This window comes from Paenibacillus sp. FSL M7-1455 (genome assembly GCF_038004655.1).
GTDB classification, from domain to species: Bacteria; Bacillota; Bacilli; order Paenibacillales; family Paenibacillaceae; genus Paenibacillus_AQ; species Paenibacillus_AQ cookii.
In genome coordinates, this window is the sequence record NZ_JBBORO010000001.1 from 2,153,084 (window position 1) to 2,166,339 (window position 13,256).

The 13,256-nt window shown below is 54.7% G+C and carries 12 protein-coding genes; 8 read left to right on the forward strand and 4 right to left on the reverse strand.

The window, feature by feature from the left end; translation table 11 throughout:
- Window positions 1–52: 52 nt before the first annotated feature.
- Window positions 53–373 carry a HesB/YadR/YfhF family protein gene (locus NYE48_RS09980; protein WP_036707077.1) on the forward strand — a complete coding sequence of 107 codons (321 nt, stop codon included), beginning with the start codon at window positions 53–55 and terminating at the stop codon, window positions 371–373.
- Window positions 374–408: 35 nt separating this feature from the next.
- Entirely contained in the window at window positions 409–849 is a 441-nt protein-coding gene (locus NYE48_RS09985; RefSeq protein ID WP_036707081.1) for an NUDIX domain-containing protein, read from the forward strand.
- Between the two features lie 78 nt (window positions 850–927).
- On the opposite strand, the gene NYE48_RS09990 is transcribed toward NYE48_RS09985, so the two are convergent.
- On the reverse strand, window positions 928–1,443 hold the full coding sequence (locus NYE48_RS09990; protein ID WP_212949024.1) for an ADP-heptose synthase: 516 nt from the start codon (window positions 1,441–1,443) through the stop codon (window positions 928–930).
- 207 nt (window positions 1,444–1,650) lie between these two features.
- Between NYE48_RS09990 and NYE48_RS09995 the strand changes: the two genes are divergently transcribed.
- Window positions 1,651–3,399, forward strand: coding sequence for an ABC transporter ATP-binding protein (locus tag NYE48_RS09995; RefSeq protein ID WP_036707086.1), 1,749 nt, complete (start codon window positions 1,651–1,653; stop codon window positions 3,397–3,399).
- A gap of 57 nt (window positions 3,400–3,456) precedes the next feature.
- On the opposite strand, the gene NYE48_RS10000 is transcribed toward NYE48_RS09995, so the two are convergent.
- Window positions 3,457–3,900 carry a DUF441 domain-containing protein gene (locus tag NYE48_RS10000; RefSeq protein WP_036707089.1) on the reverse strand — a complete coding sequence of 148 codons (444 nt, stop codon included), beginning with the start codon at window positions 3,898–3,900 and terminating at the stop codon, window positions 3,457–3,459.
- Between the two features lie 175 nt (window positions 3,901–4,075).
- Window positions 4,076–5,056: a YpdA family putative bacillithiol disulfide reductase gene (locus tag NYE48_RS10005; RefSeq protein WP_036707093.1), complete on the reverse strand. Its 981-nt coding sequence runs from the start codon at window positions 5,054–5,056 to the stop codon at window positions 4,076–4,078.
- A 233-nt stretch (window positions 5,057–5,289) separates the two neighbouring features.
- Between NYE48_RS10005 and NYE48_RS10010 the strand changes: the two genes are divergently transcribed.
- The 3 genes from NYE48_RS10010 (at window position 5,290) to NYE48_RS10020 (ending at window position 8,117) form a co-directional block, all read left to right on the forward strand.
- Window positions 5,290–5,883, forward strand: coding sequence for a DUF2087 domain-containing protein (locus NYE48_RS10010; RefSeq protein ID WP_339321253.1), 594 nt, complete (start codon window positions 5,290–5,292; stop codon window positions 5,881–5,883).
- A gap of 491 nt (window positions 5,884–6,374) precedes the next feature.
- Window positions 6,375–7,466, forward strand: a complete 1,092-nt coding sequence (gene rsgA / locus NYE48_RS10015; protein ID WP_212949026.1) for a ribosome small subunit-dependent GTPase A — start codon at window positions 6,375–6,377, stop codon at window positions 7,464–7,466.
- A gap of 123 nt (window positions 7,467–7,589) precedes the next feature.
- On the forward strand, window positions 7,590–8,117 hold the full coding sequence (locus NYE48_RS10020; protein WP_340998337.1) for a hypothetical protein: 528 nt from the start codon (window positions 7,590–7,592) through the stop codon (window positions 8,115–8,117).
- Between the two features lie 138 nt (window positions 8,118–8,255).
- Here NYE48_RS10020 and NYE48_RS10025 read toward each other — a convergent pair whose 3' ends face one another.
- Window positions 8,256–8,495: a hypothetical protein gene (locus tag NYE48_RS10025; protein ID WP_212949028.1), complete on the reverse strand. Its 240-nt coding sequence runs from the start codon at window positions 8,493–8,495 to the stop codon at window positions 8,256–8,258.
- A 364-nt stretch (window positions 8,496–8,859) separates the two neighbouring features.
- Here NYE48_RS10025 and NYE48_RS10030 point away from each other — a divergent pair, with 364 nt between their 5' ends.
- Both NYE48_RS10030 and essC read left to right on the forward strand, forming a co-directional pair.
- Window positions 8,860–9,192 (forward strand): hypothetical protein, encoded by a 333-nt coding sequence (locus NYE48_RS10030; RefSeq protein WP_036707099.1) that lies wholly within the window; start codon window positions 8,860–8,862, stop codon window positions 9,190–9,192.
- Window positions 9,193–9,260: 68 nt separating this feature from the next.
- Window positions 9,261–13,247 carry a type VII secretion protein EssC gene (gene essC, locus NYE48_RS10035; RefSeq protein ID WP_340998340.1) on the forward strand — a complete coding sequence of 1,329 codons (3,987 nt, stop codon included), beginning with the start codon at window positions 9,261–9,263 and terminating at the stop codon, window positions 13,245–13,247.
- Window positions 13,248–13,256 lie beyond the last annotated feature (9 nt).

Sequence of the window (13,256 nt, forward strand, 5' to 3'; positions counted from 1 at the left end):
TGGAGATAGGCAATGACGTTGCCTAGCCACAACAACGAAGGGAATGAAGCAGATGGAACTTCGAATCAGCAACGACGCGGCAAAATGGTACATCAAGGAACTGGAGCTGCAGCCCGGCAGCGCGCTTCGCTTCTTTCCCCGCTATAGCTCTGGAGGGGGCCTTCATCCCGGCTTTTCGCTGGGCATCTCGGTCGAAGGGCCCGAGCGTCCGCTGCTCAAGCAAGAGGTCGAAGGGATCACCTTTTTTATAGAAGAGCAGGACGGTTGGTATTTGGAAGGTTATGATCTGGTCGTTCGGTACTTGGAATCCCTGGATGACATTGATTATGTTTACGAAGCGAATCAAGATCGTACGCCTTCAAGCGCCGGGTAATCAGCAAATTGGGATTTGCGGAAGGAGGGAGAAGCTTGTCTCATTTGGACCGTGATTTCCGCCAATACATTAAAAAAACGTCCAAAATTACCGTGCAGGTAGCGATCCTCGTCAGAAACAAAGCCGGGGAGATGCTGTTGCAGCAGCGGGCGGGGGCTGAGGAATGGGGGCTTCCCCTCGGGTCCATGACACCTGGAGAATCGCTGGAGGATGCGGCCCGCCGGGAGCTGTGGGAGGAGACGTCCCTGACGGCCAAAGAGGTCAGGCTGGCGCAAATGTTTTCCGGCCCGGAATTCAAAAAGGTCGCCAAAAACGGGGATGAGGAATTTTTGGTCATTGCGCTGTACGAAGCCGACGGGCTTCAGAGCGAGCTTGATTTCAAGGCCGAGGTGAACAAGGCGCTCCGTTTTTTCGGAGAGCCGCTGCCCGCCCTCGATGCGCTTACCTTAACTCTCCTCGAGCACTGCCGCGGATAACGAATGCCGCGCATGAAAAAACTCCTTTCCGGCCGGAAAGGAGTTTCTTGCTGACCGCGCCCGAAAGGGCGCCGGGGATCAAATATGGTGCGAAAACGGATCGGATTCCACCGCGAACTGGAAATCGTCGATGTCATATACCGTGACCGGTACCGCGGCGTCGATGATGCGGTGAATCAGCTCGGGCTGATCCGTCAGCAGCGGCACCTGCTCCCGCTGGGAAACGAGCAGCAGCTCCGTTTCGACCGGATCGAAAAATTCCCCGTACGGAGCGGTATCCATGGCGTTGACCACGGTGATCCGCGCCGTTTCGCCGATCAGGATGGAAGAGCTTTTGGCCCAAGGCGCGTTGAGCCCTTTTTGGATCTTTTTCTTGTTTAACGGCTCTTCGAGATAATCGACGAGTTCCCTGATTTTTTCTTTCACGTGTTTGTCGTCGTCGCTGTTGCTCATGAGCGGCTCGTCGCTGGAAATGAATTCGTACAGCTCGAGCAAACTGGTATACGGTACCATATATTCAACCGGCACGGGAGTCAGCAGCAGTTCTCCGTAAATCGCCAGCATGACAGCTTCCGTAACGAATTGTCTTGACATTTGGGTCCTCCTGAAGGTCCTGCCGCAGCGGCAAGGGCTATGGTTTCGATAGATTTGGGCGCAAGAAAACGTTTCTTGCAACTTAAGGATATATAATCATTGTAAAGGGGAAATGTCAACCGGTGAACGGCCCGCCTCTTCCGGTCAGCCCAGGGAATCCGCGCAAAAACCTATCATACAAGCCTGAAAAGGGGAGTGTACAATCACTTGAATCATTGGAAATCTTATTATCGATTCGTCAAACCTTATACGAAATGGATTGTTTTAACGTTGATCATCGGGATGGTCAAATTCGGGATCCCGCTTACGCTGCCGATGATTTTGAAATACGTCGTGGACGATTTGCTTCTCAATCCCCAAAAGACGCTGGAGGAGCAGGTCACGCAGCTGTTTCTGATTTTGGGCGGCGCTCTGGTATTGTTTATCGTCGTGCGCGGACCCGTCGAATATTTGCGGCAGTATTTTGCCCAGTTCATCACAAGCAGGGTATTGTTCGACATGCGGAACAAGCTGTATGCCCATCTTCAGCGGCTTTCCTTGCGCTATTACCAAAACACGAAGGTCGGCGAAGCGATATCCAGGTTCATTAACGACGTCGAACAAACGAAAAACATCGTGGAAGTCGGCATGATGAATATTTGGCTGGACATGTTCACGCTGCTGTTCGTGCTTGGGGCGATGTTCTATCTGAATCCGGTGCTTACGCTGGTGGCGATTGCGATCTTGCCGCTGTACGGCATCGCGGTCAACATTTTATACAAGCGGCTCAAAAAGCTGACCAAAGACCGCTCGCAGGCACTGGCCGGCATACAGGCCTATTTGCATGAACGGATCCAGGGAATCTCCGTAATCCGCAGCTTTACGCTCGAACGCCATGACCATCGGCAGTTTACCGAAATCAACCGGAACTTTTTGAATAAAGCGATGGCCCAAACGCGCTGGAATGCGCTGACGTTTGCCGTGATCAATACGTTGACCGACATCGCGCCGCTGCTCGTCATCGGCTACGGAGGCTACCGCGTCATCCACCATAGCTTGACCATCGGCACCTTCGTCGCCTTTTTCGGTTATCTGGACAAGCTGTACGCGCCCCTCAAACGGCTGATCAACTCATCCACCGTGCTTACCCAAGCTTCCGCTTCGCTGGAGCGGGTGATGGAGCTGATGGACGAGCCGTACGACATCGTCGATGCCGAGGATGCGAAAAAATTGGATGCCCCGGCGCGTTCGATTACGTTTGACGGGGTCTGGTTCAAATATAACGAGCAGGGCGATTGGGTGCTCAAAGACGTCAACCTGGAGATTCGCCACGGACAAACCGTCGCCTTCGTCGGCATGAGCGGCGGGGGGAAATCGAGCCTTATTTCGCTGATCCCGCGATTTTACGACATTCAAAAGGGCAGCGTGTCCATCAACGGGCAGGACGTACGAAAACTGACGATGGAAAGCGTCCGCGGTTCGGTCGGCATGGTGCTTCAGGACAACTTTTTGTTCAGCGGATCGGTGAAGGACAACATTCTTGTCGGCAATCCAGACGCTACGGACGAAGAAGTCAAAGAAGCGGCCATCCGCGCCAACGCCCATGATTTCATCATGGATTTGCCGGACGGCTACGATACGGAAGTCGGGGAACGGGGCGTCAAGCTGTCGGGCGGGCAAAAGCAGCGGATCGCCATCGCCCGCGTGTTTTTGAAAGACCCGGACATTCTAGTGCTGGACGAAGCGACGTCGGCGCTGGATTTGGAGTCGGAGCATTTGATTCAGCAGGCGCTGCAGTCCTTGTCCGCGAACCGGACGACGCTGATCGTTGCCCACCGCCTGTCGACGATCACGCACGCGGACCAGATCGTGGTCATGGAACACGGCATGATTACCGAACAGGGAACGCATGCCGAGCTGATGGCGATCGGCGGCAGCTACGCCCGACTGTTTAACGTGCAGCATCTCGAGGTATGAACGCAAAAGAGCCTTAGCTGAAGAAAGCCAAGGCTCTTTTTTTGCGAAAATGGATGATCATGTTTTTCCGATCAGAAGCGATAATATCCCGGCCGCGATGAGCGGGCCGACCGGCACGCCGCGCAGCAGCGCCACGCCAAGCACGGTCCCGATCAGAAGCCCGGCGACGACCGTCGGATTCATCGACATCAGGGTCGCTCCCCGGCCTCCGAGATAGGCAACCAACATGCCGACGGCGATCGCAAGCAGCGATTTCCAGTTCAAAAACGATTCCCCGATCGTTTGCAGGCTCATTTTTCCGCTCGCGAGAGGCGTCATGACGCCAATGGTCAAGATGATGATGCCGACCGTCAGCCCATATTTCTCAAGCCAAGGAAACAGCTGATGCAAATGGAGCACCCGGATCAGCAGCAGCACGATCATCGCTATGGTGATCGGCGTATTGCTGCTGATGATGCCCAGAGCCGCCATAAGCAGCAAAATCAATGACGTGAAGTCCATCCGGATCCCCCTTCGCTGTAAACGAATTCGATGATTTCACATAAAACGCCCGAAGCCCGGCTGACGCCTAAGGCGTACCGGCGCCTTCTATACAGCAGTATTCTTACCGCAGGCGAAAAATATCCGTTTTCGGCCGAACGGCCATGGCCGGGCGCCAAAAACGGATGTTTTATCGTTATCCTCTGGTTTTCATGATATGCTGCGCGATCAGGGCGCCATGTTTGCGTCCCGTTTCAATGAACACCTCGTTCGCGTTCCGCCCCGAGGCGATTACGCCGGCCACGTAAAGGCCGGGTACGTTGCTTTCCATCGTTTCCGGGTCGTACCGCGGTTTTTCCATGTCGTCGTCAAGCTCCACGCCGCAGGAGGTGAGAAGCTTCCGGTCCGGGCGGAATCCGGTCAAAGCCAGGACGAAATCATTTTCGATCCGGACCTTATCGCCGTTTTTGCCCGTAATTTCGACCGAGTCCTCGGTAATTTCCGTGACGTGCGACTGTACGTGCACGGTGATTTTCCCTTTTTCCACCATCGCTTCGAATACCGGCCGCACCCAAGGTTTGATGTTCTCGGACACCGTCTCGCCGCGGTAGATCATATCGATCCGGGCGCCGACGCGGATCAGTTCCATGGCCGCATCGACGGCCGAATTGCTGCCTCCGATGATGGCTACCTTCATGCCGCTGTAGGGATGGGCTTCGCGGAAATAATGCGTGACCTTGTCCAGCTCTTCCCCCGGAATGCCGATGTAGTTGGGATGGTCGAAGTAACCGGTCGAGATGACGACGTTGCGCGCTTCGTAGCGGTGATGCTTTCCGGTGCGGTCCGCCGTATGGACGACAAAGGTTTGGTCCGCTTTTTTCTCGACCGAAAGGGCTTCTTCGTATTGCGAAATTTCAAGCCCGTAATGCGAGGCGACCTTGCGGTAATAAGCAAGCGCTTCATACCGGTACGGCTTCTCGTTGGACGAAGGAAACGGAACATCGCCGATCTCCAGCAGCTCGGCCGTGCTGAAAAATTGCATATGGGTCGGGTATAAAAATATGGAATGCACGATGCAGTGCTTTTCGATGATCCGCGTGGAAAGCCCCCTGCGTTGACACTCGATGGCTGCGGATAATCCGCAGGGGCCGGCTCCGATAATAATGACATCTTGCATGACGTTTGGTTCCTCCTCTGACTAAAACAATTCACATACCATCGTAACGCAATTGACTGACAAAAACCAGCAGCATACCCGGGATTAAATGGGCGAAAACAGGTTGACAAATCTATTTAGACAAAAATATAATTAGCTTAAGACCAAATTAGATAATCATAAAATTAGCTGAGTTTTAAATGATTCGCATATCCATTGTTCGCGTCCATGACTCTAAAGAAAGGATGACAAATATGCAGCTCGAGAAAATCGTCAATTACCATAAGGCTTTGGCCGACCCGACCCGGCTTCGAATCCTGCTGCTGCTCTCCGAAGGCGAGATGAACGGCCAGGCGCTGGCCGAAAAACTGAACATTTCCCAGCCGACGGTGACTCATCACGCCGCTAAGCTCAGGGAGGCGGCGCTCATTACGGAACGCCGCGAGAAGAATACGGTTTATTTTGCCCAAAACCGTTATTTTATCCAGCAGCACGCGCAGGCATCGCTTGAATTGATCTTGAGGGAAGGAGGGAAAGAAATGACCACGACCGCAAATGAGCAAATGAAAAGCGCGGTGATCCGCAACTTTTTCGCCAAAGACGGACGCTTGCGTTCGATACCGGCCCAGTACAAGAAAAAGCTGATTGCGCTGGAGCATGTGGTGGAGCGGCTGGAACCGGGCCGAAAATACACGGAAAAGGAAATCAACGAGTTCATCAAACAGTTCCACGAGGATTATGCGACCATCCGCCGGGAATTCATCATGCACCAGTTCATGTACCGCGAAGACGGAATTTACGAGCTGAATCCGCGCGAGCTTTGGACCCGTTGGGAGGACGTCAAATAAAAAAGGGCTTGACAACGGCTTCATCTGCTGGTTATGATGGCAGCATATGACAGGAAAGGAGACGATAAATCATGAAAAACAACACATCCATTGCCGCAAACGCCATTCGTTCGACAAGCATATCGGTCTCCTTTCATCGGCTTAAGAAGATTCCCGTGTTCTGATACGACATGAGGGAATGATTTTCATATGCCGCGGAGACCTGACGTCTCCGCGCTTTTTTTTGCCGTTTTGCGCGCAAAAGCCCCGGAGCGTTTCGTTCCGGGGCTTTTTGTGTCGGAGATGTCCTGCTTCAAACGGATGTTGCTGGAGACGAAAACACGCCGACAGGCGTTTTTCTGCGGGCTGCCGCGAAATTTCCCTGAACCCCGCCGCCGGACTTAACGGGCGGCCGAAGGAATGGGAACGGATGATGCGGCATCCCGGAATATATTGGCGCCGGCCCCGCAAGGGAACCGGCCCGACGATAACCAACTTTAGGGGGATTTGATTTGACAAATTTAACGCAATACGGTTGGAATGACCATTGGGACAAGGAATGGAGCAAGGAAGACCGCGGACTCCATCGACCCGGACGCATCACCGCCGATTTTGGACAGAAATTCAAGGTATGCACGGAAGAAGGCGAAGCATGGGGCGAGATGTCCGGCAAGATGAAACATGGGCTTCAGAGCGGAGCCCCTTATCCAGCCGTCGGCGACTGGGTGGAGTTTCAAATGCTTGAAGGGGAGGACAGGGGCGTGATCCACGGCATCCTTGACCGGAAAACGAACATTTCCAGGCAAAAGGCCGGGGCGAAATCGGCGCAGGAGCAGCTGATTGCCGCCAACGTCGATGTGCTGTTCCTGGTTACTTCCCTGAACGACGATTACAATCCGAGGAGAATGGAGCGGTACCTCATTATGGCCTGGAACAGCGGCGTTAACCCGGTCATTCTTTTAAGCAAGGCCGACCTGTGCGATGACGCCGACATCAAAGCCGCGGAAATGGAGTTGATCGCGCCGGGCGTGCCGGTTCATGTGGTGAGCGCCCTGGAGGACAGGGGAAAAGAAGCGGTCACCGGTTATTTGAGAGAAGGGGTGACGGTGGCGCTTACGGGTTCGTCCGGCTGCGGAAAATCGACGATCGTCAATTGGCTGGCGGAAACAAGCGCCCAGCGGACGCAGGGCATCCGCGAGGATGACAGCCGGGGACGCCATACGACGACGCACCGTCAGCTGTTTCTTCTGCCGCAAGGCGGTTTAATGGTGGATACGCCCGGCATGCGGGAGCTGCAGTTATACGACGACGACGGCGGAGGCTGGGAGCAGGCGTTTGCCGACATCGAGGCGATCGGCAGATCCTGCCGTTTTGCCGACTGCCGGCATGAGCGGGAAGCGGGCTGCGCGGTGCGCGCGGCGGTGGAATCCGGAGAGCTCGATGCCAAACGGCTGCAAAATTACCGGAAAACCCAGCGCGAGCTCGAATTTCAGATGAAAAAGGAAGCGCGCGGCCAGCGCAAAATGAACCGGACGGATCGGTCGGGAAAGGATCCCGTGCGGCGCAAATCGTCCTATTGGAACCAGCGTCTGCACGATGAATAAGATTCTTCCCCTGCCGGGCAGCAGAGCGGCTTGATTTCCGTGAAAGGGCTTTCGAAACGGGGTATAATCAGGCTTGCCCGATCCATATATAGATAATGAAGGAAGCTGCGGGAGGTGGAGAGTGTGGGGTTTGTGCACTTGTTTTGGGGATTTTTGTTTCTGATCGATATCCGCATCAACCAATTCGACATTTTGCCGGACGTGATCGGGTACGTGCTCTTCTTTCTCGGCTTCGTCAGGCTGGAGCGCAGGTCCAGCCATTTTCGGAGCGCCAAAACCGTATCGGTCACCTTGATCATTCTTTCGGTCGTCACGCTGATCCTGGAGCTGTCGCCGCCAACGTCATGGCTGTTTATGTTCCTGTATCAAGCCGTGGTTTTCATTTTGAATCTGTACATGGTGTTTCATATCTGCTACGGGATCGGCGACATGGCCGGGCGAAAGGGGCACCGGGCGTTTCAGAACAAGGCCGTGCAGCGCTGGCGGTGGTTTCTTGCCGTCATTGCCGCTACGTTCGTCGTCATGCTGATTGCGCCGCTCGTTCCGGGGCTGGCCATCGTCCTGGCGCTTGCGCTGATGATCGCTTCCGTCTGCATACACGTGCTGATGATGCTGCTGATGCAGGAAGCGGAGCATGTGCTTCGCCGCTAGTAACGACTGCGGCCCAGGCGGGCCGTAAAGCCCGTTCGCCGCTTGCTTGGACGAAGGGCGAAGCGTATGACGCAAGCGAATCCAAAAAAGGAGCTCCGGATGACCGGGCTCCTTTATTTTGCGCGCAAAAGATCCCTCTTAATAGAGGGACAATGCGAGCGTGTCGTTTTCGCTTTTGCTGTGAAGAATGGCTTCGGAGCCTTCGATTTCGATGCTGATCAAGGAATCCAGGCATTTTTTGAGCGCTCTTTTGCCGTATTGAATCTTATTTTCCAAGGTGCCGCTGAGCAGCTTAAGTATTTTTTGAACGGATTGTTTGTTTTCAGTGGTAAAATATACAGGGATAAGTTTGTTTTGAAAACTGATTAGCATTCTCATAGAAAATCACCTCATTCGTGTTATTCCACAATTGCATTGTAAACCCCGATTATTAAAAAAACCTTAAAGAAAGCTTATAAATACTTAAATTGCATAAAATTTTCAAACTTTTTTCAAAGATTTAAAGAATGCGAATTATATGAGATAATAGAGTGGAATCCGCTTGTCGGGGGGAGTTCTTTCACTAAAACGAAACTGGCGTACGACGAAAATAGCTATAAAAACCTATACCATTTCATGGTTACATCATTTAAAATAGTTAATTTGTCACAAATTGACATGATTCGGAGCGGATGATACATTATCATAGAAGTTATTGCATCTTGCGAATCATAGATTCGCAGGGAACAAGAGGTGTAAAATAATGATTCTTACCGTGGTCAAAAGCCGCCTGGAACGGGATTGGTTCGATATCGACGTGCCGGACGACTATCCCGTGCTTCAGTTGAAGGAAATGCTGGGCATGAGGGTGTACGGCGAAGCGCCCCGTGCCGGGCAGCAATATATATTGGAAGGGAAATTTCCGGACGGGCTGTGGTTTACGATCCGCGATCCGCAGGACGTGGCCGGGGCCGGGTTGAGGGAAGGGTGCCTGATCCGCCTGCAGCGCGCTTTTTCTACGACTGACGAGGAGGCGCCGGTATTCGGGAAAAGGAGCCTGTTTCAACATGATTCGATCGGGGTAATGGAGGATTAAGGGTTGAAATCTATGCAAATCAAATTACATAACCATGTTTGGGAAAGCAGAGGAGGAGCTGACGCATCGTGAATGTGTTGTACCAACGCTCGCCGCGAATCAAACCGGCGCTGAAGGAGGAGACGGTCGAAATCCCGAAGCCGCAGAACGAACCGAGCAAACCTTCGTTTTCGCTCATATCGATTCTGCTGCCCGCCGTCATGACCGTCTTCAGCATCGGGTTTTACATATACATGAATTTGACCGGAAAAATGGGCAACAGCAATTATATGATGTTCCAAATGGTATCCGTGACGATGATGTTGACGTCGTATACGATTCCGTTTTTCGTCTATTTGGGCAACAAAAAGAAATACAACGAGCAGCTCAAAGAGCGGGTACGCCTGTATCATGCCGAGCTCGACAAGCATAGGGAAGAACTGGCCGCAGGGCATAAGGAGCAGGTGGACGTGCTGTTTGAGGTTCACGGGGATCCGGATGTCTGCTTTCATATTGTCAAAAACCGAAGCAGCGTGTTATGGGAACGTTCCTTCGGGGACGACGATTTTTTGCATACGCGAATCGGAACGGGCCAGGTCCCGTTTTACATGAAGGTCAACGCGCCCCGTCCCGACGGGTACGTCAAAGATCCTCTGATCGAAGCGGCGCAGGAGCTTGCCGGCGAATTCGAAACGGTGCCGGACGCGCCGATCGCGCTGCCGCTGTTTCAGGCGAAGGTGGTCGGGATCGTGGGGGACCGGGATTCGGTCATGAACGCCCTGCGGGTCATCGTCGCGCAAATGACGGTCCGCCATTCGCCGGATGAGGTCAAGCTGGCCGCTTTTTATGAGGAAAAAGATGCCGAAGAATGGGATTGGATGCGATGGCTGCCCCATACCTGGGACGAAAGCCGCAGCTACCGCTATATGTCGGATCGGCGAAGCACCGCCCACCAGCTTGCGGATGAACTGTTCCAGCGGCTGGGACGCCGCAAGTCCTCCCGCCACGAGCAGAAAAAAAAGACGGCTCAACTGCCGATCCAGGTCGTCCTGCTGTCCAGCGGGCAGCTGATCGAAGAAGAGCCGCTGCTGCCGCTCCTGCTGGAGGATGCCGCTGAAATCGACGCATGCACCATCATTTGTTCCGACCGGAAGGAGACGCTCCCGATGCAGTGCCATCTGATCGTGGACGTCGGCCGGAGCGAAGGGCAATATTCGCTGAAACGCGAGGACGGGGCGTTCGACCAGGTAAGCTTCGTCCCGGACATGCTCACGCTGGAAAGAGCGGAAGCGCTGACCCGTTACATGGCCCCGATCCGGCTCAAGCGGTCGCTTGCGTCGGATATCCCGGACGTGCTGACGTTATTCGAAATGCTGAATATCAAAAAAGCGGCCGACCTGGACGTGAAGCAGCGCTGGAGAAACAACCGGTATCCGGAAAGCCTGCCCGTCCCGTTTGGCGTACGCGCGGGCGGCAAAAAGATCAATTTGAACATTCATGATAAAATAGAACGGCAGGGGCACGGCCCGCACGGCCTGATCGCCGGCACGACCGGTTCGGGCAAAAGCGAGGTCATCCAGTCGATCGTCGCTTCGCTTGCCGCCGAGTTCCACCCGCATGACCTTGCTTTCATGCTGGTCGACTACAAAGGCGGGGGCATGTCCAACACGTTCGTCGACTTGCCCCATGTCGTCGGAACGATCACCAATTTGAGCAGCGGGCTCATGGAACGGGCGAAGGTTTCGCTCAAAGCGGAGCTGGTCAGACGGCAGAAAATATTGAACGATGCCGGAAACCTGCAGCACATCGACGAATATTACAAGCTTCTGAAACGCGAGGGCGGCCGGCCGCTCCCGCATTTGGTGATCATTATCGACGAGTTCGCGCAGCTCAAAAAGGATCAGCCGGAATTCATGGACGAGCTGATCAGCATCGCGGCCATCGGCCGTACGCTGGGCGTGCATTTGATCCTGGCGACCCAGAAACCGGCGGGCGTCGTTGACGATAAAATATGGAGCAACGCGCGTTTCCGCATCTGCCTGCGCGTGCAGGACGAAGGCGACAGCCGCGATATGCTTAAAATACCGAACGCGGCCTGGATCAACAAACCCGGACGGGGTTATTTCCAGGTAGGCAGCGACGAAATATTCGAGGAAATGCAGTTTGCCTGGAGCGGCGCGCCCTACGTGGAGCAGACGGATTCTCCGGGGCGGGTCGTTCCGACCGAAATCGCTTTGAACGGGAAACGGGAAAATCTGCTTTCGACCAGCATGTCCGCAGCCAATTTGCAAATGGAGCAGCCTCCGAAACAGCTTCAAGTATTCATCGACAGACTCGCCGAAGCGGCCAGGGAGGAAGGCATCGAGCGCCTGCAGGGGCCATGGCTTCCGCCGCTGCCGGAAAGGCTGGAGCTCGAGGAGCTGGCGGCGCAGGCATCCGCGCCCGAATGCGGCGAATTGGAAGGGGTCGTCGGCATCGTCGACGATCTGTCGAACCAAAGCCAGCGTCCGCTGCGTATTCCGATGCAGCAAGGGCATTGGGCGGTCTACGGCATGCCGGGACTGGGCAAGACGACGTTCGTGCAGACGCTGCTGATGTCGCTCGCCCAAGCCTATTCTCCGGACGCGTGGCACGGATACATCGTGGACATGGGACGAATGATGAGGGATTTCGCCAAGCTGCCGCAAATCGGCGGCGTGATGATGGCCGAAGAGGACGACCGGATCAAGCGGCTGTTCCTCTTTCTGGTCAAAACGATATCGGAGCGCAAAGAGCTGTTCGCCGACGCCGGCGTGAAGACGGCCGCCGCTTACCGGCGGGCGCGAAACGCGGTTTTGCCGCAGTTTATCGTCGTCATCGACGGATATTTGAATTTCCGGAACTCCTATCCCGAGGAAAACGAACTGCTGGAGTTCATTTTGCGCGAAGGCGGAAATCTGGGCATCACCTTTGTGCTGACCTCGAACCGCATTTCGGACATATTCGAAAAAGTACGCAGCAATATCGCCAACGCGGTAACCTTCGAGCTTGCGGATCCGTCGGATTATTATTATGCCGTCGGCCGGCCGGCAAGGAATCCGGGCTCCATGCCGCCGGGCAGGGGCCTTGCGAAGGGTCATACCCCGCCGCTTGAATTTCAGGCCGCGCTGCCGGCCAGCGGCGACGACGAAGCCGGACGGTCGGTCGAGCTTCGCAAGCAGATCCAAAGCATCGAGTCCCGGTATCCGGCCGGGAACGTCCGGAAAATCGAGAAGCTGCCGGAGCGGATCCGGCTGCATGAGCTGATGCCGCATGCGGCCAGCTTTAAGCCGGAACATGGTCCCGCCGCTTCGTTTAAAGTGCCCGTAGGCTTGTATACGGATGATTTGGAGCCTTTCGAGGCGGACCTGCAGGAAGGACCGCACTTTATCGTTGCCAGCCCGATGGAGGGCGGAAAAACGGCCTTCATGCTGAGCTGGATGCTTTCGCTGGCCTATCATTATTCCCCGGAGCAGCTGCAAATGTACACGGTCGATGCCAGGTACGGCAGCCGGGGGCTCTCCCAAATCGGCAGACTCCCGCATGTGCAGGCGTCGGCAACGAGGGAAGAAGAGCTTGCCGCGCTGATCGGACAAGTTTTTGAGCTGGTGCAGCGCCGCAGCGGCGGGGAGGAAGGGCCGGCCATCCTTCTGGCGATCGATGATGCGGATATTTTGGCTAAACAATTAAACGACTTTACGATAAAAGATCAACTGGGAGCGATTGTGCGCCTTGGACGGGATCGGAACGTGCATGTTTTGCTTTCCGGCGTTCCGGCCGATTTCCCTACGTTCGGAGCGGATTGGTTCAATGACGTCAAAGCTTGCCAAAGCGGATTTTTATTCGGGACTTTGGACCCTAACGATTTGTCGTTCTTCCGGATTCCTTTTTCGGAATCGAGTCAGGCTCCCGGGGGCTTGAAGATCCTGCCGCCGGGACAGGGGTACTACATAAAGCGGAAATTTACCAGGGTAAAAGCCGCGGTTCCGTTTGATGACGAGTGGGACGGCAAACGATGGGCGGAAATAATTCGCGACCGATGGCATGTTGTTGTTTGAGGGGAGGTG